Annotated in this window: 14 protein-coding genes and 2 tRNA genes; 5 read left to right on the top strand and 11 right to left on the bottom strand. The window is 60.0% G+C overall.

What is annotated here, in order from left to right:
- Window positions 1–159 precede the first annotated feature (159 nt).
- A complete protein-coding gene (locus CWE01_RS06415; protein ID WP_100939690.1) occupies window positions 160–618 on the bottom strand; it encodes a hypothetical protein in 459 nt (152 codons plus the stop codon).
- Window positions 618–1538: an NAD synthetase gene (locus CWE01_RS06420; RefSeq protein ID WP_100939691.1), complete on the bottom strand. Its 921-nt coding sequence runs from the start codon at window positions 1536–1538 to the stop codon at window positions 618–620. Before CWE01_RS06420 ends, CWE01_RS06415 begins: the two co-directional genes overlap by 1 nt.
- 316 nt (window positions 1539–1854) lie before the next feature.
- On the opposite strand from CWE01_RS06420, the gene CWE01_RS06425 reads away from it, so the two are divergent.
- Window positions 1855–3234, top strand: coding sequence for an ATP-binding protein (locus tag CWE01_RS06425; protein ID WP_100939692.1), 1380 nt, complete (start codon window positions 1855–1857; stop codon window positions 3232–3234).
- Between the two features lie 135 nt (window positions 3235–3369).
- Here CWE01_RS06425 and CWE01_RS06430 read toward each other — a convergent pair whose 3' ends face one another.
- Window positions 3370–5673 carry a YgiQ family radical SAM protein gene (locus CWE01_RS06430; RefSeq protein ID WP_100939723.1) on the bottom strand — a complete coding sequence of 768 codons (2304 nt, stop codon included), beginning with the start codon at window positions 5671–5673 and terminating at the stop codon, window positions 3370–3372.
- Window positions 5674–5861: 188 nt separating this feature from the next.
- On the opposite strand from CWE01_RS06430, the gene CWE01_RS06435 reads away from it, so the two are divergent.
- Both CWE01_RS06435 and CWE01_RS06440 read left to right on the top strand, forming a co-directional pair.
- Complete coding sequence (locus tag CWE01_RS06435; RefSeq protein WP_157815190.1) at window positions 5862–9611, top strand: SET domain-containing protein; 3750 nt, start codon at window positions 5862–5864, stop codon at window positions 9609–9611.
- 7 nt (window positions 9612–9618) lie between these two features.
- A complete protein-coding gene (locus CWE01_RS06440; protein ID WP_100939694.1) occupies window positions 9619–13569 on the top strand; it encodes a dermonecrotic toxin domain-containing protein in 3951 nt (1316 codons plus the stop codon).
- A gap of 40 nt (window positions 13570–13609) precedes the next feature.
- Here CWE01_RS06440 and dnaB read toward each other — a convergent pair whose 3' ends face one another.
- From dnaB to rnr, 7 genes are all read right to left on the bottom strand, one after another.
- Window positions 13610–15007: a replicative DNA helicase gene (gene dnaB, locus CWE01_RS06445; RefSeq protein WP_100939695.1), complete on the bottom strand. Its 1398-nt coding sequence runs from the start codon at window positions 15005–15007 to the stop codon at window positions 13610–13612.
- Window positions 15008–15134: 127 nt separating this feature from the next.
- Window positions 15135–15581: a 50S ribosomal protein L9 gene (rplI, locus tag CWE01_RS06450; RefSeq protein ID WP_017125059.1), complete on the bottom strand. Its 447-nt coding sequence runs from the start codon at window positions 15579–15581 to the stop codon at window positions 15135–15137.
- A 19-nt stretch (window positions 15582–15600) separates the two neighbouring features.
- The gene (locus CWE01_RS06455; protein WP_100939696.1) at window positions 15601–16503 is read right to left on the bottom strand and encodes a hypothetical protein; all 903 of its coding nucleotides are present in this window, start codon (window positions 16501–16503) and stop codon (window positions 15601–15603) included.
- A 36-nt stretch (window positions 16504–16539) separates the two neighbouring features.
- Window positions 16540–16770, bottom strand: a complete 231-nt coding sequence (rpsR, locus tag CWE01_RS06460) for a 30S ribosomal protein S18 (RefSeq protein ID WP_002551829.1) — start codon at window positions 16768–16770, stop codon at window positions 16540–16542.
- Between the two features lie 28 nt (window positions 16771–16798).
- A complete protein-coding gene (gene rpsF / locus CWE01_RS06465; protein WP_040063859.1) occupies window positions 16799–17221 on the bottom strand; it encodes a 30S ribosomal protein S6 in 423 nt (140 codons plus the stop codon).
- A 399-nt stretch (window positions 17222–17620) separates the two neighbouring features.
- The gene (gene rlmB / locus CWE01_RS06475; RefSeq protein WP_100939697.1) at window positions 17621–18382 is read right to left on the bottom strand and encodes a 23S rRNA (guanosine(2251)-2'-O)-methyltransferase RlmB; all 762 of its coding nucleotides are present in this window, start codon (window positions 18380–18382) and stop codon (window positions 17621–17623) included.
- Window positions 18379–20991 (bottom strand): ribonuclease R, encoded by a 2613-nt coding sequence (gene rnr / locus CWE01_RS06480; protein WP_100939698.1) that lies wholly within the window; start codon window positions 20989–20991, stop codon window positions 18379–18381. Before rnr ends, rlmB begins: the two co-directional genes overlap by 4 nt.
- A 224-nt stretch (window positions 20992–21215) precedes the next feature.
- Between rnr and CWE01_RS06485 the strand changes: the two genes are divergently transcribed.
- Window positions 21216–21302: transfer RNA gene (locus CWE01_RS06485), tRNA-Leu, on the top strand.
- A 229-nt stretch (window positions 21303–21531) separates the two neighbouring features.
- Window positions 21532–21618, top strand: a tRNA-Leu gene (locus CWE01_RS06490).
- A gap of 264 nt (window positions 21619–21882) precedes the next feature.
- On the opposite strand, the gene CWE01_RS06495 is transcribed toward CWE01_RS06490, so the two are convergent.
- Entirely contained in the window at window positions 21883–23817 is a 1935-nt protein-coding gene (locus CWE01_RS06495; RefSeq protein ID WP_100939699.1) for a methyl-accepting chemotaxis protein, read from the bottom strand.
- Between the last annotated feature and the right edge of the window lie 29 nt (window positions 23818–23846).

Raw genomic sequence — 23846 nt, forward strand, 5'->3', positions numbered from 1 at the left:
CTTATACCTGTGCGCGCAAGACTTATGCCACTTGGCCAAGTCCTGCGCTTTCGGCGTGAGTCGTGCTCGCTCAGCTAAGCACAGCACCAGAATGGCGCCAGCCTGAGGGCGTAGTGCAGAGAGTCGCACAGAAACGGGGCGAATGGTCGAACGACGTTCTCAGCGTGGTTTGCGCCGGGCCTTCAGGGCATTTTTCAGGGCTTCGCGCTGGTGGCGAATATCGACGAGTTTGCTGCGCATTTCGCGGTGGCGCTTGCTGTTGAGCAAGAGCAGTCCCAGCAACGGAAACAGCACAGCCAGTGCATAGATGACTTTATGCGGACGATTCTCGAGGGTCGGCAATACGCTCAACAGGCACACCACCAGCACCACGACCAATCCCCACACCCACTGCGGCCTGCCGCGCACCACCATGAAATTGCAGTGCACCACGACCAGTGTGACCGCCGCGCCCCCCACGACCGACCAGGTCGCCTGCTCGCCGAGTGAGGCACCGGCGAAATAGAACGCCGCCACCAACGGAATAGCACAGGCCAATGAGAACAGCGCCGCGAAAATACCGCCGATAAAGGTCGGGAAATAACGCGATAGAAAACGCGGCAGACTCAGGTCGTCCATCACTCCTCCAACTCTTCGTATAAACCGACCGCAATGGTTTTGACATTACCCGACAAACCGCTGCCGAGCAGGCCAATCGCCGCGCTCAGGGAGTCCTTGATCTGGGTGACGGTGGCGTGTTTCAGCTCGGTTGGGGTGAAGCGCTTGGGCAGTTCTCCAGCCAGTTGCTTGAGTTTGAGCATCTTCGGTGTCAACCGTGGATCGTTGATGCTGAGCAACTCCTTGGTCAACTTCGACCTTTCCTGGCGCGTCAGTCCGCGCAACACTTCACGCAGACTCTTACCGGTAGTGGCCTTGGCCACCTTCACCAGTTTTATAGTGGTCAAGGTGGAAGCCCCTACGCCCAACAGCGAGGCCGCGTCCAGGCCAATCGAGGCATATTGGTACCACTCTTCACTGTCCAGCTTGTCGTTGAACGATGGGTTGACCACTTCCGCCACCGTTCGGATGCTCCCGGCGAAACACTGCACCGAACTGGCGGCCGCGGCGGTATAACCCAGAACCACAACCACCGAACTGGCCCCGGCACTGAAGGGAACCGCAACCGAGCCACTGAGCACGACAATCCAGCCCAATACCGCCCCGGCGCAGGACAAGGTGGTATTGATGGCCTCTCCAACCAGACGCGACTCGCGGGGATTGTCCTGCACCTGCTGGGCAAACTGCACCGGCGCAATGTACTTCTGCGCCTCGCGCAAAATGATGCGCTTGGGCTTGATGCTGCAGATCGGCTGGAATTCGCGCAGGGTGACGACGTTGAAGTCGGCGTCGATATAGACCACGCCGGCCCCGACGATGCCTGGGTCGGCATCAATCGCCGCAAAGAGCTTCGGCAGGTTGATCTGGCTTTCGATGCGTTGGCGGGCGAGGAATTGCGAGGGGCTGGAATCCATGCCGATGCCAGGGAGCGGGTTGCTCATGCAGTGTTCATCCTTGAATCGAGCGCTTGGAAATTCGCCGCACCTTAGCAAACGGAACAGGTCTCCGATAGAAACCAAAACGCCAGCACCAGGCTAACGCCCGGCTTTCAACGAGGACTTCGAAACTCGCGACGTTCTCCTGAGGGCTCGCAGGTTGACGTAGAGAAATCCGCTGACAAGGTCGAGGCATATTCCATATGGGCGCGATGATATTCTTACGGCCTTCACGATAAAGGTGGGCAACGATGATCGGCTCGGGAACCTCGATTATGACGCGGCCAATCAAGGCACTCCTCACAGGAAGGATTCGATTGGCATGAGTGAACACCAACAGCGGGAATGGAAGGCCACGTGGCGAGACGATTATCTGAAGTGGATATGCGGTTTCGCCAATGCCGAGGGCGGAGTGCTGGAAATTGGGCGCAGCGACTCTGGAAACCCTGTCGGTCTGGCCGATGCCGCCCGCCTGCTGGAGGATATTCCCAATAAGGTCCGCGACGTACTGGGCATCATGGTAGATGTGAATCTGCGTGAAGAGGCAGGTAAGGACCTATTGGAAATTGTGGTGCCGGCCTATCCCAGCCCAGTCAGTTACAAGGGTGAATATCACTACCGCAGCGGTAGTACCAAACAGGAGTTGAAAGGCCCTGCGTTATCGCGCTTTCTACTGCGCAAACAGGGCCTGCACTGGGATGGCGTGCCTCTACCGGGTCTGACTCTCGGCGACTGCCAACCCGCCGCGTTTCAAGGGTTCCGTGCCAGAGCCGCCAAGAGTGGGCGGGTGGATGAAGCCGTGCTTGAAGACAGTGACATCGTCTTGCTCGCCAGCCTGCAACTGGAAGAAGGCCAATACCTGAAGCGGGCGACCGCGCTCCTGTTTGGCACTCAGCCCGAGCGCTTCGTACCTGGTGCCTATATCAAACTCGGTTTTTTCATCACCGACGACGATTTGCGCTATCAGGACGAAATCCACGGCGACTTGTTCAGCCAAGTGGAAAAGACCTTGGAACTGCTGCACAGCAAATACCTCAAGGCGTATATCCGCTACGAAGGTATCCAGCGCGTGGAGCGATATCTGTTCCCTTTGCAGGCCTTGCGTGAAGCTCTGCTCAACGCGGTGATCCACAAAGACTACGCCAGCGGCATCCCCATCCAGATCAGCGTCTATGAACATCAAATCGTGATCTGGAATCCCGGCCAATTGCCAGATCTCTGGACGCAGGAGCAACTGCTCGCGAAACATCCGTCCCATCCATTCAATCCGCTTCTGGCGTCAGCATTTTTCCGCGCTGGCTACGTGGAGTCCTGGGGACGGGGAATCGAAAAAATCCTCAGTGAGTGTCGCAAACACGGCATTCCGCCACCTCTATTCGATGACGGTTTGTCTGGGCTGATGCTCACTTTCCGAGCCGATCCGGTCCAACTGGCAGTGAACCGAGTAGATGCTGCGCTGACCACCCAAGAAACTACCCAAGAAACTACCCAAGAAACTACCCAAGAAGTTCGTACGGGGACGGTGCGAGAGAAAATTGTAGAGCTATTGCGCCAGCAACCTGCCGCTACCCGCTACGAACTGGCAAGGCAGCTCGGACTGAGCTCTGATGGGGTCAAATATCATCTGAACAAGCTTCGGGTATCCGGGACTATCCGACATGTAGGCCCAACTAAAAGCGGATACTGGGAAGTGCTCAAATAATCAATACCGGCAAAGCTAACGTGGAACACAGGCTCCTGTGACCTGATGCTATCGAAAAAAACGGGTTGAACATACAGCAAAACGCCAGCGCGATGCTGGCGTTTTGTATTTCACTTAGCGTTTGAAGCTAGTGCCTCAGCGCGGCACCACCGGCTTGCGGGCCGGCTTGTTGCCTTTGCCCTTGGCCGCGTCGGCACGCTCCTTGGCGGCCTGCTTGTTACGGGCAAACGCGGCGGCCTTGGCCTGTTCGCGTTTGTCCCAGGCGTTGCCGCCATCGCTGGCACGGGGCGGCAGGCCGGTGTGCTGGGTGAGTATCTTGGTGGTCGTGTCCTTCGCCACCTTATGGCTGCCGGCCGGCGTCGAGTTCTTCCGACGCGCGCTCTGGTAGCTGTCGGTCGCCGGCTGGTGCAGCGGGATCAACTGGTCCTTGCCCGGCCCGATCAGGTCGCCACGGCCCATACGCTGCAAGGCCTCGCGCAACATCGGCCAGCCCTTCGGATCGTGGTAGCGCAGGAACGCCTTGTGCAACCGGCGCTGCTCCTCGCTCTTGACGATGGTCACCGCGTCGCTCTTGTAGGTGACCTTGCGCAGCGGGTTCTTGCCCGAGTGGTACATGGCCGTGGCGGTGGCCATCGGCGACGGATAGAACGCCTGCACCTGGTCGGCCCGGAAGCCGTTGCCCTTGAGCCACAGCGCCAGGTTCATCATGTCTTCGTCGGTGGTGCCCGGGTGCGCGGCAATGAAGTACGGAATCAGGTACTGCTCTTTCCCGGCTTCCTTGGAGTACTTCTCGAACATGCGCTTGAACTTGTCATAGCTGCCGATGCCCGGCTTCATCATCTGGTTGAGCGGACCTTCCTCGGTATGCTCCGGGGCGATCTTCAGGTAGCCGCCGACGTGGTGGGTCACCAGCTCCTTGACGTACTCCGGCGACTCGACCGCAAGGTCGTAACGCAGGCCGGAAGCGATCAGGATCTTCTTCACACCCGGCAAGGCGCGAGCGCTGCGATACAACTGGATCAACGACGAGTGATCGGTGTTCAGGTTCGGGCAGATGCCAGGGAACACGCACGACGGCTTGCGGCACGCGGATTCGATTTCCGGGCTCTTGCAGGCGATGCGGTACATGTTCGCGGTCGGGCCGCCGAGGTCGGAAATCACCCCGGTAAAGCCCGGCACCTTGTCGCGGATCTCTTCGATCTCGCGAATGATCGACTCTTCGGAACGGTTCTGGATGATCCGCCCTTCGTGCTCGGTGATGGAGCAGAACGTACAGCCGCCGAAGCAACCGCGCATGATGTTCACCGAGAAACGGATCATGTCGTAGGCCGGGATCTTCTCCTTGCCATACGCCGGGTGCGGGATGCGCTGATAAGGCATGCCGAACACGTAGTCCATTTCCTCAGTAGTCATCGGAATGGGTGGTGGGTTGAACCAGACGTCTACATCGCCATGCTTCTGCACCAGCGCACGGGCGTTACCCGGGTTGGTTTCCAGGTGCAGCACGCGGTTGGCGTGGGCATAGAGCACCGCGTCGCCACGGACCTTTTCCACCGACGGCAGGCGGATCACGGTCTTGTCGCGGGTCATGCGCGGGCTGGCCAGGATCTGCACGACCTTGGCTTCCTGCGGATCTTCAACCGGCCCCTTTTCCTGCTCGATGGCGCAGGCCTGGGTGTCCTGGGTATTCACATACGGGTTGATGATCTTGTCGACCTTGCCCGGCCGGTCGATCCGCGTGGAGTCGACTTCGTACCAGCCCGCCGGCGTGTCACGACGAATGAACGCGGTGCCGCGCACATCGGTGATGTCTTCGATCTTGTGGCCGTAGGACAGGCGCTGGGCGACTTCGACAATCGCTCGCTCGGCGTTGCCGTAGAGCAGGATGTCGGCGCTGGCGTCGATCAGGATCGAGTTGCGCACGCGGTCCTGCCAGTAGTCGTAGTGGGCGATCCGACGCAGCGAGGCCTCGATGCCGCCAAGGACGATCGGCACATGCTTGTAGGCTTCCTTGCAGCGCTGGCTGTAGACCAGGCTGGCGCGGTCCGGACGCTTGCCGGCCATGCCACCTGGCGTATAGGCGTCGTCGGAGCGGATTTTCTTGTCGGCGGTGTAGCGGTTGATCATCGAGTCCATGTTGCCGGCCGCGACCCCGAAGAACAGGTTCGGCTCGCCGAGCTTCATGAAGTCGTCCTTGGACTGCCAGTTCGGCTGGGCAATGATCCCGACGCGGAAGCCCTGGGACTCCAGCAGCCGGCCGATGATCGCCATGCCGAAGGACGGATGGTCAACGTAGGCGTCACCGGTGACGATGATGATGTCGCAGGAATCCCAGCCAAGCTGATCCATCTCTTCCCGGCTCATGGGCAGGAAGGGCGCGGGCCCGAAACATTCGGCCCAGTACTTGGGATAGTCAAATAACGGCTTGGCTGCTTGCATGGCGATGACCGGTGTCGAGATGAAAATTCGCGGGCGCGGAATATAGCACAAATTTTGATCAAGTCCGACGATAACCGTCGGGTTTTACCCGCGCCCATCCGCCGGGCGCCCGCCGACAACTATCTAGTGCAGCCATACAACCGCCTTGTCGTTAGCTGGGACTTCAAAAAACCGGCAAGGCTACCGTCATGACTCCATCCTCTCCCCCGATCCCGAACGAGCAGTCGCATTTCGAGGTGATTAAAAATCATTTGCCAACATGGCTGCTCGAGGCCCCCCGCGAACAACGCGAAGCCTTGCGCCAGAGCATGCTAGCCAGCTGCAATTCCCGGCATGAAGTCAGGCAGATGATGGCAACACTGCAATCGCCCGCGCAATTCGTCAAACCGTTGCTGGAGCACGCCATCACCGTCAATTTCCAACTCACCCTGGATGTCGAGCAGGCGACTTTCGTTCACGAACATAAAAACGACTATTTCTTCGGATTGATATCGGTCCAGGGCACGACCACCGAGCAAACACTGCTGTCCGCGGCCCTGCACAATTTCGACGAATCGCTGACCAGCGCCGAGGCCTTCGGTGCCAGCTCGGGGATTTACCTGACACCAGGGGCCCGAGACGGCAAAACCCCGATCAAACCCGAGGAGTTCGCCCTGGTCTGTCGCAACCTGGACTTCGGCAGCCTGTATCAGATTCACCTGCGCTCCATTCTCGCGGTACCCACCCAACCCGAGGGTGCTGTCGACGGCACCACCCAGGATGCCCTGATCAAAAGTTACAAGGACGCCTTCGCCGTAGCGATACACCTGGCCATCCTCCAACAAGAGATCTCGATAGCCTCCCACCGGGTGCTGCTCGACGTACTGAACGATCGTTATGTTGTCCGCTATGGCACCCGACCCTGCTCGCAGCTCGAGTTCCTCGGCATGGACGTCAGCGAGGTGCTGGTGATCGGCCTGGACGCCGAAGACGGGACAAGTCCGTGCATCGTCTACATACCCCAGGACCCGATCCTCCCCCTGGCACGCTACGGTTCAATCAAGGATTTTGAAGACGAATTGAACCGCAGGCTGCTGTCGCCCGGCTACCGGCAGTTCTTTTCACGATTCCTCCCGGTCAGTCATCAGGGAAAACTGCTCGACCAGATGATCAGACGGGCCCTGCGGCAAAAATGGGCGCCGAAGACCGGTCCCCTTCCTTGGCCCAATCCTGTGTTTCTCGCGCTGCACCCGATCAAAGGCAACGTATTCAAAAGCCTGCGCGACCAGCGCGTGCGACAGATCGAGCGACACGGGCGGGAGGTTGTGGTCCCCACCGCGGATATCGATACCCAAGCCCGCCAAGAACTGCGGGAGGCCTACGCAAAGGCCGGCCTCAGTGCCTTGCTCCTCGCGGCATCGTTCATCCCCGTGATAGGCGACGTCCTGCTGATCTTCACGGGGGCACAACTGATCAAGGAGGCCTATCAAGGATTCGACGCCTGGAGGCGCGACGAAAAAGTTGAAGCACTCAACTACCTGATGGACGTCGCCGAACAGGTCGCGTTCATGGGCGCAAGCGCGGGCGCCGTCAAGGCCGGGCGTTTCGTCAACTCGCTGCTGCCTGTCAAGCTGTCGTCCAACCGCCTTGCCTTGTGGAAAGCCGACCTGAGCCCCTATCGCCAGTCCCTTGAACTCCCTGAAACGCTGCTCCCCGATGAACAGGGCCTGTACCACTATCAAGGCAAGCACTACCTGTCGCTGGACGAACAACTCTATGAGGTCGGCACTGTCGGGGCCCCGCCCGAGTGGTCCATTCGACATCCCGAGGACCCATGGGCGTATTCACCCCCCTTGCTGCAAAACGGCAGCGGGGCCTGGCGTACCCTGCATGAACAACCACAAGACTGGAGCGACTTGAAACGGCTCAGGCGATTGGGGCCGCTGGCAGCTGGCACCCCACCCGAAGATCTGGCGCCGATCCTGCACGCCAGCGCAAGCGATTCGCAGCTGTTGCTTGAACTTCATCGCGAGAATCAATCGCCGCCGGCACAATTGATCGATACCTTGAAACGCTTCCAGCTCGACAGGCAAATCCAGCATCAGCGACTGCTGGGAAGCCCCCCGGACCACGACGGCGCAGCCCCTGCCCTTGCCGCCGACCCACACACATCGGCACGCTTCGAAGACCTTTATCAAAAGAGCGAACACGTCGAAGGCCCGTTGCCCGAGCAGATCCGACAGGACTTTCCGGACCTGCCCAAAAGCTATGTACAAGCCATGGCGAAATCCATCAACCCTGCTGAATCGCAGCAGATCCTGAACCAGAAAAGCTTGCTGCCCTACCTGAAAGACGAAGCCGAACTGTCAATGAAGAACGTGGATACCGCCCGAATCCATGAAGGCCTTTATCTGCACACGACACTCAATCCAGCCTCGGACCAACTGGTATTCCAGACGCTTGAAGCACTGCCGGGCTGGTCGGGCAACGTTCGCCTGGAACTGTATGCGGACACGCTGGCCGGCCAGCCTATCGCCAGTGTCGGGAACGACACCGCAACGACCGTCAGGCGCCTGCTCCGTGAAGGCTCGGGCTATCAGGTCTACGCGGCCGATGGTGAGCAAATCCTGGCGCCGAGTGATCTCTACTCGGCCATCGGGCAAGCCCTGCCCGCAGTCGAACTCGACAACCTGGGCCTCAGCGGCCCGAATCGAAACAGCGCGCTCAAGCAGTCGCTGATTCACACAATTACCCAACTGAGCGCTTCACCACCGCTCGTACGCCGGATTCCTCCTGCCCCGACCTCGCTGCCCTACAGGACCGGCCTCGCACTGGATACTCACTTCGCGCTGGAAACACCACCGGGCAACCTGGAGACGGTGGGCGATGGCCTGTATCGGGGGGCCCTTTCCCGACACTACATCCAGGAAGAAGAGCGCTATTACCAGGTCGAGTCTTCAGATCTTGGCTGGAAACTGATCGACGCCCGCAGCCCTTTCCGCTGTTATCGCCCGGTGCTACAGCGCCGGGACGGGCACTGGGAAATCAACACCGGCATCGGTTTGAAAGGCGGTGCTCCGGGGCTGGGAAACAGCAAGATCCAGCTGGTGGAAAGTGAAACGACCATGGTGTCGGCGCTTGAATACGTCAAGCCCGAGCCCTTCACCCGCGAAGACCTGCAGCGCATGAAAGCCATCAAATCCTATCAGCGCCAGCCCAACCGGATGGGCGAGTATGACCGGGTGAACAATGGTCGCTATCCATTGCGGGACTTGTCAGGCAATCCGCTGCGCATCAGAAAGATCCAACGCATGAGTGAGATCAACGACTCGGGAGTCCGTTACCCGGCCAAGGAAATCCTGCCGTACTTGAAATGGGAGAACCATGAAGAGGTCGCCAAGCTCTACGAGGAGAAGCTGCTGCTGCGGGAGTTCACCGCCGAGGACGCCAAGTTCCCCCAGGAAACAAGCATGATCGGCCAAGCCATGGTCGTTGCCAGAAAACCGTTGAAAGCCGGGGAGGCCATCGGTGTGTATGGCGGTAACTTCATCCCATTCCACGTCAGCAATGCCCGCCGGGATCCGTTCGTGATCGATGTTATGCCCGGCCCCCTCCCCACCAGGCCGACATGGGATCGGCTGGTGCTGACGGGGGACAACATCATTTCGCGAATCAATTCCATTTTCGAATACGAGGGACGCCTCCCGGTCCGGCAAGCCAGCAGCGGCTACAACGTCGAAGGGGCAACGTTTCCCGTCGATGTAGAAATCGCCGAGGGACGTCTGGAGCCGTTCCTCCTGAGCGGTTTTTTTACCACCCGGGACATTCCCGCCGATGAAGAGCTGCGCTGGAATTACGGTTATACCGAAGCGGGAATTCGCATCACCTTCGCCGAACCCGAGACGCTCCTGGAAACCGTCACGCCAGCACCCGGCCAGTTGCCGGCAATCCGAGAGTGAGCCCGCCATGCACACGACATCCGAAGAAAACGATCACAGTACGCTGCCCCACTACCGACTCATCAGGTCCCGCCTGCCGGCCTGGCTGAAAAACGCGACCGCCGAACAATACGCCAGCCTGCGCTCGGCCATGCTGGAAAACAATGCATCCAGGCTCCTTGTCAGGAACATACTGAGCCCACTCAAAAGCCTGGAGATCTTTGCCGAGCCCATTCTGGAACTTGGCATAAGCCCACTCTCCCGCGATCTCACCGACATGCAGGTCGCCACCCTGGCCAAACGCTGGAAAAAGGACAGCTTTCTGGGTATCCCCATCTACGACGCCAGTCCCGAACACTCATTGCTGGAAGCCGCGCTTTACAATTTCGAAGAATGGGAAACCCACGACGACGCTTTCGGCAGTGGATCGGCCATCTACCCCTCAGGAAAAGCAGCAGGCCTGAAAAGCAGCCTCACCCCCAAGACGTTTGCCCGGTTCTGCCGCCATCTCGACCTCGGGTTGAAATACCACCATCACCTCAAGCAGATACTGGAGCTGGACCGCCCAGCCGACGAGATCATCCTCTTCGATAACAAGCGCGAGCATTTTGTGCACCATGAGTGGAGCCGATTCAACGTCTCGTTATGGATGGCGTTCATGAAAAACGACATCTCCGACGCGTGTGCGGCCCGCTTGAAATACTTTCTGCTGCCCATCAGAAAAAGAACCGGAAAGCTCCCGCGCTATCAACAAGTCAAATGGCTCGGCCACACGTTACCCGGAGTCATTCATTTCGCTTCCGATCCGGACGATAACACCGGCCCCTGCACCCTCTACTGTCCAGGACATCCCAAGTCCGCGCTCAAGGAATATCCGTCGTTTGTCGAGTTTCAAGAGGATTACCTGGAACAAATGCGCTCGGCGGATTTCCGGCAATTGATCAGCCGACTCATGCCGATTGACTATCAGGGCAGCCTGTTGACGGCAAAGATCAGCAAAGTCGCCAGCGGACGCTCGCCTGCCCAATTGAGGCGTCTCATCAGTCTTTCAAGGATTGAAGGCGAGCTGTTCGAAGAGATTCATTGGCAGCGACTGCAACGTCTTGAAAGCGACGTCGGCAGACTGGCGCCCCCCAGCGCACAGGCCAATGCCACAACACGCGAACAATTGCTGGATGAATACCACACGGCGCGCCTGGACCTGCTGTTCGGCCTGAAGGACTTCATTCCCCGATTCCGCCAGACCCTGCTGACACCGCCGGGCAGCCAGCTCGCAGACACGGTCTATCAGGACCTCTTTATCTGGAGCCCCAGGGAAATGAACGCCGGGTTGATCCATTTGCTGAATGTGGCCAAGACGGCGAAAAACAGCCGGACAGCCACCGTGGTAGAAGGGCTGCCCGAGTTGATCCGTGTCCGTTTTCTGGGCCGCACGCGCCTTTGGAAGCCTGACCTGACGCCTTATCAATCAGCGATCAAGCCACCCGATGAGCATTGGCAGGCGAACTCACTGGGCTTGTACCCATGGGCGCAGGCTACCGTCCTGAAACTGGACCGGCAGTATTACAAGGTCGAGCACAATGAAGACACCGACCGCTGGCATATCGTGCTGATCGGTTATCCAAACGTTTACTCGCCGCCCCTGCGGCACAACGGCGTCGGCGCCTGGCGGACGATCCACGAGAAAGTCTTGACCTGGTCGAAACAGCAGTTGATCGCACGCCTGGGGCCACGCGCCGCCAGACTGTCCGAATCGCTTGCAAACGCTGCCCTGACGTTCAGCGGCACACACCTTTACACGCTGCGACAAATTCATCACTACAGCCGTCGGACACCGCCCCTGCTGCTCGATAGCCTCAAGCGCCTGTGGATTTTCCAGGAAATCGAGCACTTCGATCTCGAGCGGGCCAAGGGCAACGTGGTCTCGGAATTATCTCCCAGGATCCAGCTATATCTGCTGACCAGACTGCCCGGATGGCCCAGGGACAAAATGCTGGAGGTCTTGCGCACTGGTTCGCAGGGGACTATCCAGTATGGCGCGGGCGTGAGAATGGCTGGAACGCTGCTCAACGTGGTGCTCGAGGCGCTCGACCAGGAAGAAATCGACTCGTTGCTGGAGAACACTATTGCGCCTCTTGAGCAACTGAACCAATTGGCGCTGAATCTGGTGGCCCAGGCGAAACTGAAAAGCCTGGCTCTGCTGGAGCACCTGTATATCGAGACAGAACAACCCGACACAGCGCCACAACGACGAATACGCCAAGCGCACGCCGAACTCCCCAAAAGTCATCTGGCCGACGCTATTTTCTCATTGGACATACAGGCGCAAGGCGCGCCCGAAACAGAGCCGACGCTAAAAAGGGAGATTGAGCGCGCCCTGGAGCAGGTTCGCATTTCACGGGTGTTCGAAGGCCTCTATCCGGGCTGGCCACACGCTCAGCAAAGTGATCGACTGGCTTTTTCACTACTGGAAACCCTGGAAACCTGGCCGCCGGATATTCGTCTTGAACTGTGGGACCCAGACATCGACACCGCCCTGGAGGCCATCGGTGAGCACGACAGCCTGACCTACAGGCGCCTGAAGAAAACGGGCGCTTTCTACCAACTTCAAGACCAGCAGGGCAGTACGCTGTCCGACCTGCAGGACCTGTACACAAGCGTCTGGCTGGCGATGCCGAAACTGACGCAGCAGGCCCTGAACAGCACACTCAATATAAGCCTGGACGAAAGACGCGCGGCGATGGACCTGAAACAGGCCGTCTTCAGGAACGCCTCGACATTACGCAGCCAGACGCCGGCCCTGCGCATCCCCAACCATGCACCAGGGCAGCCAGAGCCAAACACCAGCACTCGGGTCCCGGAGAGCTTCGCCGTGCGAGGAACAACAGTGTCGGGGCTGGAGCTGCGCAACGGCGGCATTTACTGGAATCTCCACACCAAGCCCCTGGCCGCCCATGCTTACTTGCACTACATCCGCAACGGTGACCGCTACTACCCGGTCAGGCAGGCTCCCGAGGGCTGGCGACTGTTGAACGCCAAGACGCCCTACAGCTTTTATCAACCGTTACTGCAACGCAAGACTGACGGTGAGTGGGTGTTGCCTCAAGGCACTGAGCCCCCCGACCTCACACCGGCAGGCAGCCTGTCGGTCCAGAAACACGGTGCTACGCCGTCCAGCCCGCGCGATGACAAGGCCTTCACGGAAGCTGAACGACAGCGCATGCGCAGCCGAAAATCCTACCGATCCCATTTGAACTCCCCCCTCACCTACGACCGCGTCGACAACGGGCGCTATCCCTTGCGTGACCTGGACGGGTACCCCATGACCATTCTCGCCATTCACTACTCCAAGGCTGAAGGGAGCCGCCAGTCAAAGGCTCGCGCTCAACAAATCGTTCCTTATCTGCAATGGCAAGGCTATGAAAAGGTCGCACAACTCTACGAAGACAAGCTGGAAATAGCCCGATTCGAACACGACGACCTGCGCTATGCGCAAGAAGAGCATCTGGTCGGGAGGTTTCTGGTTTCCGCCAGGCACTACCTGCCCAGAGGTGAAATACTGGGGGTTTATGGCGGCATGCTGATTCCGCTGATCGTCAGCCACCAGCGCCGGGACCCTTTCGCGACCGCGGTCCGGCAGGACTCAACGCATGACCTGATCCGCTTTCGCGACGACCGGCCAGAACCGGCCGCCCCCTGCCTGTCCGGCGATAACATCCTGTCGAGAATCAATACGTGCTACGAATACCGCAACGGGGTTCCCATTCGACAAGCCGCGACAGGCTACAACGTGGAGTCGGTCGCATTTGCGGTTGACGTCAAGGGCCGTGACGGGCGCATCGAAAAAAATCGCTACTTCATCACGGCCCTGTTCGCCAGCCAAGCCATCTTCGAGTTCGACGAATTACGCCTGAATCACGGTTACACCTGGGAACAGATTCGTACGCTGGAGATTTTACCGCGCAGTCATTCGCGCTAAAGGGATAACGCCCCCAAGTCCGGCCCTCGGCGTAACGCCCTTACTCGTCGTCGTCGAAGTTGTAGCTGCCCGGCGCCAGGTTTTCGAAGCGCGTGTACTTGCCGATAAAGGCCAGGCGGATAAAACCGATCGGGCCGTTACGCTGCTTGCCGATGATGATTTCGGCGATGCCCTTGTGCTCGGTCTCGGGGTGATAGACCTCATCCCGGTACACGAACATGATCACGTCGGCGTCCTGCTCGATCGCTCCGGATTCGCGCAAGTCGGAGTTCACCGGGCGCTTGTTCGGGCGTTGTTCCAGGGAGCGGTTGAGCTGGGACAGGGCCACCACCGGGCAGTTGAATTCCTTGGCCAGGGCCTTGAGGGACCGGGAAATCTCGGAAATCTCGTTGGTCCGGCTGTCACCGCTGGAACCGGGGATCTGCATCAACTGCAGGTAGTCGATCATGATCAGGCCGATCTCGCCGTGCTCACGCACCAGGCGCCGGGTCCGCGCACGCATTTCCGACGGGCTGATACCGGCCGTATCGTCGATAAACAGCTTGCGGTCGTTGAGCAGGTTGACCGCCGAGGTCAGGCGGGGCCAGTCGTCGTCTTCCAGGCGACCGGCACGGACCTTGGTCTGGTCGATCCGGCCGAGGGAGGACAGCATACGCATGATCAGCGATTCGCCTGGCATCTCGAGGGAGTACACCAGCACCACCTTGTCGCTGCGCAGCACCGCGTTCTCCACCAGGTTCATGGCGAAGGTGGTCTTGCCCATGGACGGACGGCCGGCGACGATGATCAGGTCGGACGGTTGCAGGCCGCTGGTCTTCTCGTCGAGGTCGGTGTAGCCGGTGGACAGGCCGGTGATGGCGTTGTCGGTGTTGAACAGGGTATCGATCCGGTCGATGGCCTTGGTCAACAGGTCGTTGACGCTGACCGGGCCACCGGTCTTGGGCCGCGCTTCGGCGATCTGGAAAATCTGCCGCTCGGCCTCGTCGAGAATCTCCGCCGCGGTCCGCCCTTGCGGGTTGAACGCGGTGTCGGCGATTTCGGTGCTGATGCCGATCAATTGACGCAGGGTCGCCCGCTCGCGAACGATCGCGGCGTAGGCCTTGATGTTGGCCACCGACGGGATGTTCTTCGCCAGCTCAGTCAGATAGCCCAGGCCGCCGACCTGCGAGGTCTGCCCTTCCTTGTCCAACTGCTCGGCCAGGGTCACCACGTCGATCGGCATGCTCTGATCGGCCAGCTTGGCGATGGCACGGAAGATCAGGCGGTGGTCATGTCGATAGAAGTCGCCGTCCGAGACTTGATCGAGCACGCGCTCCCAGGCGTTGTTGTCCAGCATCAGACCACCGAGCACGGCCTGTTCGGCCTCGATGGAATGCGGCGGCACTTTCAGCGCGGCGGTTTGCAGATCGTATTGCTCGGGAGCGGAGATATCGTTCATGGCCACTTGGAATCAGGGAATTTGCAAAAGGGCGTTGCCCAAAAAACAAAGGGCACGACCTGAATGAACAGAGTCGTGCCCGATGTTAACCGTCTGGCGCGCAAGTCGCCAGACGATTGGGTACTGCTTAAGCAGCCACCACGACAACGCGTACGGTTGCTTCGACTTCGGCGTGCAGGTGCACGGCCACGTCGAATTCACCCACGTTGCGGATGGTGCCGTTCGGCAGACGAACTTCGCTTTTTGCCACTTCAACGCCGGAGGCGGTCAGGGCATCAGCGATGTCGTGGGTGCCGATCGAACCGAACAGCTTGCCTTCGTCACCGGCGGTGGCAGTGATGGTCACTTCCAGCTCAGCCAGTTGGGCGGCACGCGATTCAGCCGAAGCTTTCTTGTCTGCTGCGGCTTTTTCCAGCTCAGCACGACGCTCTTCGAACGCAGCCAGGTTGGCAGCGGTCGCAGCGGTGGCTTTGCCGAATGGCAGCAGGTAGTTACGACCGTAACCGGCCTTAACGTTTACCTTATCGCCCAGGTTGCCCAGGTTGGCGATTTTTTCCAGAAGGATCAGTTGCATGTGGAAATCCTCTTAACTTTTAACCTTCACCGTTCGCGGAACCGTTATCGGCATCTTTCGACGCCAGGCGTCCGCGAAAATCAATCAGGCTGTCGACAATGGCCAATACCATGAGCAACGGACCGAGCAAGTGCATGAATGGCACGAGCGTGACGTACATCCCCACCAGCCAGAAACTGGCCAGTTTCTTCTTCGCCACCAGCCCGTGAATCAGGGACAGGCCGGCGAAAACCAGCGGAACACTGCACAGCGGCAACAGAATCAATGCATGCAGGCCGATAAACGGCGCGACAAACATGATGGCCAGCAGCGACAGCGCCACCTTCCTGGGGATCCGGATTTCGCGAAACTCGCGTCCGAAACCACCGGGGTTGTACAACAACGCTTGCCAATAGCGCCCAAGAATCAGGCACATCACACTAAAGACCTGCAGCGAGATCGCCGTCGAGGTGATCAACAGGGGCACGGCCAGTGACGCGAGGAACGCTCGCTGATCTACCGACAACTTCTGGTAGACCTCACCGAGGGCCAGCGGCACGACTTGTTCAAACGTCTGCGCCAATCCTTCGATGAAGGGACTGAAAATCGTCCCCAGACTCACTGCACATACCAACCCTACTGCCATGCTGACCAGCAGCACGCGGTTCCAGGAGTAGCCGGCGCGTAAAACCAGCGCCAGGCTGCAAGACCCGAGCAGCACCAAAAGGGCCGTGGGGTCTTTCTGGATGTTGAAGTGCCAGAACAGCAGCACCGACAACACACCCAGACCAATGACGCCAAGGGCGTCCGAACCGCGCCGCAGGAGCACAAGGCACCCGGCGGCGGCACTCAACCAGAACAACAGCGGCAATGCCGCAGATCCGGCCACGACGAGCATGGCCTGCATACGTCCGCGCATGATGAAACCAGCTAAGGCGCGCATGCATTCAATCCTTTACTGCGTGTCGACTGCCCGGTCTCAGCGGCCGTGGCTGTCGGTGTAGGCCAGCAGGGCCAGGAAGCGGGCGCGCTTGATAGCGGTGGCCAGCTGACGCTGATAACGAGCTTTGGTACCGGTGATACGGCTTGGAACGATTTTGCCGGTTTCGGATACGTAGGCTTTCAGGGTGTTGAGATCTTTGTAATCGATCTCTTTCACGTCTTCAGCGGTGAAGCGGCAGAATTTACGACGACGGAAGAAACGTGCCATGTAATTGGCTCCTCAAAAGGTCCGTGGATTACTCGTCAGCGTTATCGCTGGCGTCGCTGTCATCACCCTCAACGCCATCGGCGTCGGAGTGCTCAGGACGGTCGCGACGCTCACGGCGCTCACTGCGGTTTTCTTCAGCCTTGAGCATCTCGGACTGGCCGGTAACGGCTTCGTCGCGACGGATGACCAGGTTACGGATCACAGCATCGTTGTAGCGGAAGTTGTCTTCCAGCTCGGCCAGGGCCTTGCCAGTGCATTCAACGTTCAGCATCACGTAGTGAGCCTTGTGAACATTGTTGATTGCATAGGCCAGTTGACGACGGCCCCAATCTTCCAGACGGTGGATTTTGCCGCCGTCTTCTTCGATCAGCTTGGTGTAACGCTCTACCATGCCGCCGACTTGTTCGCTTTGATCCGGGTGGACCAAAAAGATGATTTCGTAATGACGCATGAATGCTCCTTACGGGTTGTAGCCTGCCGCTCAAAAACGGTCAGACAAGGAGTGAATGACACTTGTGTGTCTTGCCTGGAGTAGGCACAGATGCGCCAGCCATCACGGCAAGGGGCGCAATTGTAGAGAAGGGGCGAGAGGGGCGCAAGACAATTGGTGATTATTTGAACAACATCACCACCCGATGCACGCCTGTCTATGTGGGCGCATGCAACCTTGTGGCGAGCGGGCTTGCCCGCGCCGGGGTGCGAAGCGCCCCTAAAACCGGCGAACTTGGTCTATCAGGCAGATCGAGATGGCCGGGTTTGCGACTGCTTCGCAGCCGAACGGGGGCAAGCCCCCTCGCCACAAGACCGCATGCGACCTCAAGGCCCCCATGCAACGGAGGCCAAGAGCGGATCAGGCCTTTTTGGTGGCGGCCTTGACGCTGCGCTGGCGCAGCGCTTCGAACAGGCACACACCGGTGGCCACGGAGACATTGAGGCTGCTGACGCTACCGGCCATCGGCAGGCGCACCAGGTAGTCGCAATGCTCGCGAGTCAGGCGACGCATGCCCTTGCCTTCGGCACCCATGATCAGGATGGTCGGGCCGGTCAGGTCCTGCTGGTACAACTCCTGCTCCGCCTCGCCCGCCGTACCGACAACCCACAGGCCACGCTGCTGGAGCTTTTCCAGGGTCCGCGCCAAGTTGGTCACCGCCACCAGCGGAATCACTTCCGCCGCGCCGCAAGCCACCTTGCGCACCGCCGGAGTCAGGGTCGCCGACTTGTCCTTGGGCACCACCACCGCCAACGCACCCGCCGCATCGGCAGTGCGCAGGCAAGCGCCAAGGTTGTGCGGATCGGTCACGCCGTCGAGCACCAGGATCAACGGCGCGCCTTCGGTGCGATCGAGCAGTTCGTCGAGCATTGCCTCACCCCAGACCTGGCTCGGACTCACGTCCGCGACCACGCCCTGGTGCACGCCTTCGACCCAGGCATCCATCTCGCGGCGCTCGGCCTGGCCGACGGACACGCGGTTTTCCGCGGCCAGGCCCAACAGCACCTGGACCCGCGGATCACTGCGGCCTTCGGCCAGCCAGATCTGCTTGACGCGTTTCGGGTGATGACGCAACAACGCCTCTACGGCATGTACGCCGTAGATTTTTTCCAACTGACTCATGACTTGCCCTTGGGTTTACGCGCCCCGCCGCTTTTCGCGGGACCAGCGCCCGCTTTTGGCGGGCCTTTACGATGCTTGCTCGGCTTTTCCGACGGCGCCCCGCGTGCGGGCTTTCCCTCGGTCTTGCCTTTACCGCCGTTCTTGGCTTCGGCCAACAACGCCTGCTTCATTTCGCGACTCTTGCGTACTTCGGCGTTTTTCGCCGCTGCATCGCTTGGGCGATAGGCATCGTCCGATTTCTTCGCGGTCGCACCACGGCGCCCGGCCCGGGCCGGCTCCGGGGCTTTCTCGACAGGTGCGGGAGCAGGAGCGGTGGCTTCAGTTCCACGCTTCTTGCGACCGATCGGTGCACTGAGGGTTTTCTCGGCCATTTCGAAGTCGATCTTGCGTTCGTCGAGGTCGACGCGCATGACCTTCACTTCCACCGTGTCGCCCAGACGGAAGCTGCGACCGGTACGCTCACCCGCCAGGCGGTGATGGACCGGATCGAAATGGTAGTAATCACCCGGCAAGGCGGTGACATGCACCAGGCCTTCGACGTAGATATCGGTCAGCTCGACAAACAGGCCGAAACCGGTCACGGCGGTAACCACACCCGGGAACGACTCGCCCACGCGGTCTTTCATGAACTCGCACTTGAGCCAGTTCACCACGTCGCGAGTGGCTTCGTCGGCGCGGCGCTCGCTCATCGAGCACTGTTCGCCCAACTGCTCCAGCGCCGCTTCGTCGTACGGATAGATCCGCGCCTTCGGAATGGTCATCGCGCCGGCACGACGCACGTGCGGCGTATCCTGCTTGGAGTGGATGACACTGCGGATCGCGCGGTGCGTCAGCAGGTCCGGGTAACGGCGGATCGGCGAGGTGAAGTGGGTGTAGGCCTCGTAATTCAGGCCGAAGTGGCCCTGATTATCGGCGCTGTACACCGCCTGGCTCAACGAGCGCAGCATCACGGTCTGGATCAGGTGGAAATCCGGGCGGCTCTGGATACTGGCCAGCAACGCCTGGTAATCCTTCGGCGACGGACCGTCCTTGCCTTTGTGCAGGGACAGGCCCAGCTCACCGAGGAAGGCGCGGAGTTTTTCCAGGCGCTCCGGCGGCGGACCGTCATGCACCCGGTACAGGGCCGGAATCTCGTGCTTCTTGAGGAACTCGGCGGTGGCCACGTTGGCCGCCAGCATGCATTCTTCGATCAGCTTGTGGGCGTCGTTGCGGGTAGTCGGACGGATTTCCGCGATCTTGCGCTCGGAACCGAAGATGATCCGCGTTTCCTGGGTTTCGAAGTCGATGGCGCCACGGGTATGACGGGCCGCCAGCAACACCTTGTACAGGGCGTAGAGCTGCTTGAGGTCCGGAACCACTTCCGAATACTCGCCGCGCAGCTTCTTCGCTTCGGTGGTCTTCGGTTGTTCCAGGATCGCGCTGACCTTGTTGTAGGTCAGGCGGGCATGGGAGTGGATCACCGCTTCGTAGAACACGTAGTCGGTCATCTGCCCGCTTTTGTTGATGGTCATCTCGCAGACCATCGCCAAGCGGTCGACATGCGGGTTCAGCGAGCACAGGCCGTTGGACAGCTGCTCCGGCAGCATCGGTACCACGCGCTCGGGGAAGTACACCGAGTTACCGCGGACCTGGGCTTCGGTGTCCAGCGCCGAACCGATCTTCACGTAGCTGGAAACGTCGGCAATCGCCACGTACAACTTCCAGCCGCCGGAGAACAGGCGCAGCTTGCCGGGCTTGGCTTCGCAGTAGACCGCATCGTCGAAGTCGCGGGCGTCTTCGCCGTCGATGGTGACGAACGGCAGATGGCGCAGGTCGATGCGCTTCTCTTTGTCCTTGTCCTCGACTTCCGGCTTGAGCTTCGCGGCTTCCTTGAGCACGGCCTCGGGCCAGACGTGGGGAATGTCGTAGGTGCGCAGCGCGACATCGATTTCCATGCCGGGCGCCATGTAGTTGCCCACCACTTCGATCACATCGCCCTGGGGCTGGAAGCGCGGCGTCGGCCAGTGGGTGATTTTCACCTCGACGAACTGACCGACACGGGCGTCGGCGTTGCGGCCCGGGGTCACCAGCACTTCCTGCTGGATCTTCGGATTGTCCGCGACCACGAAGCCGATGCCGCCTTCTTCGAAGTAACGCCCGACGATGCTCTCGTGAGCACGGGACACCACTTCGACGATCACGCCTTCACGGCGTCCACGCCGGTCCAGGCCGGAAACCCGTGCCAGGGCGCGGTCGCCATCGAACACCAGGCGCATTTGCGCCGGGCTCATGAACAGGTCGTCGCTGCCGTCGTCCGGGATCAGGAAGCCGAAGCCGTCACGGTGACCGGCGATGCGACCGAGGATCAGGTCGAGCTTGTCCACCGGCGCATAGGTGCCGCGGCGGGTGTAAATCAGTTGCGCATCGCGCTCCATGGCACGAAGGCGGCGGCGCAGAGCCTCGAGCTGATCCTCAGTGGTCAGGCCGAACTCGTCCACCAGCTCCTCGCGACTGGCCGGCGATCCACGCTCGGACAGGTGCGCCAGGATAAGCTCGCGGCTAGGAATGGGGTTTTCGTATTTTTCCGCTTCACGAGCGGCCTCGGGATCGAGGGACTGCCAATCGGCCATTAGATAAATTTCACCTTGTCTATATGCGGGTTAGTTTGGCATACGCGTATTGAAACGGGAAATTTCAGGCACACAGGCGGCCTTAAAACCCATTTGTCCGCGCGAAAAATGCCGGCTGATGCACATTGAAGCGTTTTTTTTGGTTTTTTTCATGACAGGGGTTTACAGTTAAAAGGCGCCTCCGTATAGTGCGCGCCATCGACGACGGAGACGTTGACGATACTGCCCAGATGGTGAAATTGGTAGACACGCCAGCTTCAGGTGCTGGTGACCGCAAGGTCGTGGAAGTTCGAGTCTTCTTCTGGGCACCAATTCAAATTTCAGGGTAACACTCTGGAATCTCACAAAAACCCGCGAAAGCGGGTTTTTGCGTTTCTGCCTCCCGTTATTTCCCGAGCTCATCGCGTCCCACCCTCACATGGGCCTGGCGAACGGAGGACTCGTGACTGAGATTTAATTAAAAGCAAAAACAGGGGTTTACAGATCAAAACGCTCTCCGTATAGTGCGCTCCATCAACGGCGTGCAACGCTGCTGATGCTGCCCAGATGGTGAAATTGGTAGACACGCCAGCTTCAGGTGCTGGTGACCGCAAGGTCGTGGAAGTTCGAGTCTTCTTCTGGGCACCAATTCAAGTTTCAGAGTATCACTCTGGAATCTCACAAAAACCCGCGAAAGCGGGTTTTTGCGTTTCTGGCCCTACCATTCAAAAACACCACAGATCTGTAGGAGCAGGGCTTGCCCGCGAAGAGGACCTTCTGATCGCCAAAGGCCCTGAGCCCGCCCCCAAATACGAGGTCGCCCGCGAAGCTTTCAACGGTCTTGAGGGCCCCTTCGCGGGCAAGCCCTGCTCCTACAAGGACCGCGTGCGGCCATTTACATCAGGTAATTTGTCAGGCCCGGAACTGCCCCAGGCTCGCCTTGAGCTGCCCTGCCAGGCTGTCCAGCACCTTGCCGCTGGCCGTGGTTTCCACCACCGCCTGCGCCGCACGCTCGGCCTGGGCATGGATCACCTCGACCCGCCCACGCACCGCATGCGCGCCCTCGGCCTGATGGGCCGCCGCCTTGGTCGCCAGGCCAATCGCCGCATGCACCTGCTCCACCGACGACTGCACGCTCTGCTGCAACTTCACACTGCTACGCAGCACCGCCAAACCTTCACTGGCCTGACGCCCCGCCTGACCAATGGCCGCCACGGCCTCCCGCGCGCCCTGCTGCAAGGCACCGATATGCGCCTGGATATCGCCGGTGGAGCTTTGCGTCTTGCTCGCCAAGGCCCGCACCTCATCCGCCACCACGGCAAACCCGCGACCGGTCTCACCCGCCCGCGCCGCCTCGATGGCCGCGTTCAGGGCCAACAGGTTGGTCTGCTCGGCAATCCCGTGAATCACCGTCAGCACCACTTCAATCTGTTCACTCTGCTGCGCCAGCCGCTCGATCACCTTGGAACCGGTGTCCACCTGCCCGGCCAGGGCTTCGATCAGATTGCCGACCTGGTTCGACGTCCGGGTGTTTTCATCGGTTGCCTGACGAATATCCACCACTTGCTTCAACGCCGCCTGCATCGCATGACTTTCGGTCTGCGCGTCATCGGCCATCTTCGACAATTCGCGCAAGCTCTGCGCCACTTCGTCACGCTGCAGATTCGCGGCGGCATCGGCACCCGCGTTGCGCAAGGTCATCTGGCCGATTTCCACTCCAGTGCGCTGGGCCACATCCCCCGCTTCCCTTACGATCGGCTGCAGCTTGTCGACAAAGCGGTTTACCGCCGAGGCCATGTCACCGATTTCATCATTGCTGTTGAGTTGCACGCGCTTGGTCAGGTCACCCTCTCCCGCCGCCAGGTCATTCAACGCCGCAATCAACAGATGCAGCTTGTTGACCACCCGCCGCCCGAGCACCACCGCCAGCAACAGCAGTACGCCAAGACCGACCAGGGCCAGGCCCATGCCGATCCGCCAGCGCAAGGTCTGCGCCGCATCCTGCACGGTTGCAGTGGTATTGGCCTGCATTTGCGAAGCCGTGGCCTGAGCCGATTGCAAGCGGGCCTGCATGGCCTTGGAACTGTCCGCCGACGCCCCTTGCAGACTGTCGCCCACCAGTTTGTCGCTGCTGGCGATCAAGGCAGTGAAACGCTGGTCCAGCGCCTTCAGCTCGGTCTCGACCGAGGCCGTGGAAACCCCCATCCGCACCTTGCCGATTTCCACTCCATTGGGGCTGATCGAGGCCTCGACGTAGTAGACCGATGGATCGCTCTTCGCCGCGTTGAGCACCTTGTCCAGCGCTCGCTCGCCCTCACCCTTGGCCAAAAGGGCCTGGTTGATCTGGTTTTCCCGATTCAGGTAGCGGGTCAGGTGTTCGCCGGTCGCATCGTCATAGACCACGAACAGGACATTCGGATTGCGCTGGGCGCGACGGGCGAATTCGGAAAGGGTTGGCACATCGTTATCCCACATGGCCCGCGGGGCCACGGAAGCCAATAGTTGCGCCATGTCGTTGGCCGAATCCTGAAGATCCTTCTCCAACGCCGTACGCAGCTGGGCCTGCTCATCCTTCAATCGCGAGGACAAGCCGCTGTTCAGACGCTGGCGCGTATTGACCGAAAGACTATCGAGACTCGATGTCACCTCTTTGCCCGCCTGCTCCAACTCGCCCGACAGCTTCTGGCTGTCGATACCCAGGCGAGCACCCAGGTCAGCCTCCAGCGCGGTGACCGTGCTTCGGGTCAGAGCGACCGCCACCAGCACCTGCACCAAAAGAGCGATACCCAGGGTAACGAACACAGGCCGCAATAGACGGCTTTGTAACAGTGAGAGAACGGCCGACACTGGAGATTCCTCGACTTTGGCGCCATTAA

Source organism: Pseudomonas sp. QS1027, assembly GCF_002814235.1.
GTDB lineage: Bacteria > Pseudomonadota > Gammaproteobacteria > Pseudomonadales > Pseudomonadaceae > Aquipseudomonas.

Excerpts from the sequence above, each read along its gene's own strand:
- rpsR (WP_002551829.1), bottom strand. The coding sequence starts at position 16,770 with ATGGCACGTTTCTTCCGTCGTCGTAAATTCTGCCGCTTCACCGCTGAA.
- rnr (WP_100939698.1), bottom strand. The coding sequence starts at position 20,991 with ATGGCCGATTGGCAGTCCCTCGATCCCGAGGCCGCTCGTGAAGCGGAA.
- CWE01_RS06435 (WP_157815190.1), top strand. The coding sequence starts at position 5,862 with ATGACTCCATCCTCTCCCCCGATCCCGAACGAGCAGTCGCATTTCGAG.
- rpsF (WP_040063859.1), bottom strand. The coding sequence starts at position 17,221 with ATGCGTCATTACGAAATCATCTTTTTGGTCCACCCGGATCAAAGCGAA.
- CWE01_RS06455 (WP_100939696.1), bottom strand. The coding sequence starts at position 16,503 with ATGCGCGCCTTAGCTGGTTTCATCATGCGCGGACGTATGCAGGCCATG.
- dnaB (WP_100939695.1), bottom strand. The coding sequence starts at position 15,007 with ATGAACGATATCTCCGCTCCCGAGCAATACGATCTGCAAACCGCCGCG.
- CWE01_RS06420 (WP_100939691.1), bottom strand. The coding sequence starts at position 1,538 with ATGAGCAACCCGCTCCCTGGCATCGGCATGGATTCCAGCCCCTCGCAA.
- rlmB (WP_100939697.1), bottom strand. The coding sequence starts at position 18,382 with ATGAGTCAGTTGGAAAAAATCTACGGCGTACATGCCGTAGAGGCGTTG.
- CWE01_RS06415 (WP_100939690.1), bottom strand. The coding sequence starts at position 618 with ATGGACGACCTGAGTCTGCCGCGTTTTCTATCGCGTTATTTCCCGACC.
- CWE01_RS06440 (WP_100939694.1), top strand. The coding sequence starts at position 9,619 with ATGCACACGACATCCGAAGAAAACGATCACAGTACGCTGCCCCACTAC.
- CWE01_RS06430 (WP_100939723.1), bottom strand. The coding sequence starts at position 5,673 with ATGCAAGCAGCCAAGCCGTTATTTGACTATCCCAAGTACTGGGCCGAA.
- rplI (WP_017125059.1), bottom strand. The coding sequence starts at position 15,581 with ATGCAACTGATCCTTCTGGAAAAAATCGCCAACCTGGGCAACCTGGGC.
- CWE01_RS06425 (WP_100939692.1), top strand. The coding sequence starts at position 1,855 with ATGAGTGAACACCAACAGCGGGAATGGAAGGCCACGTGGCGAGACGAT.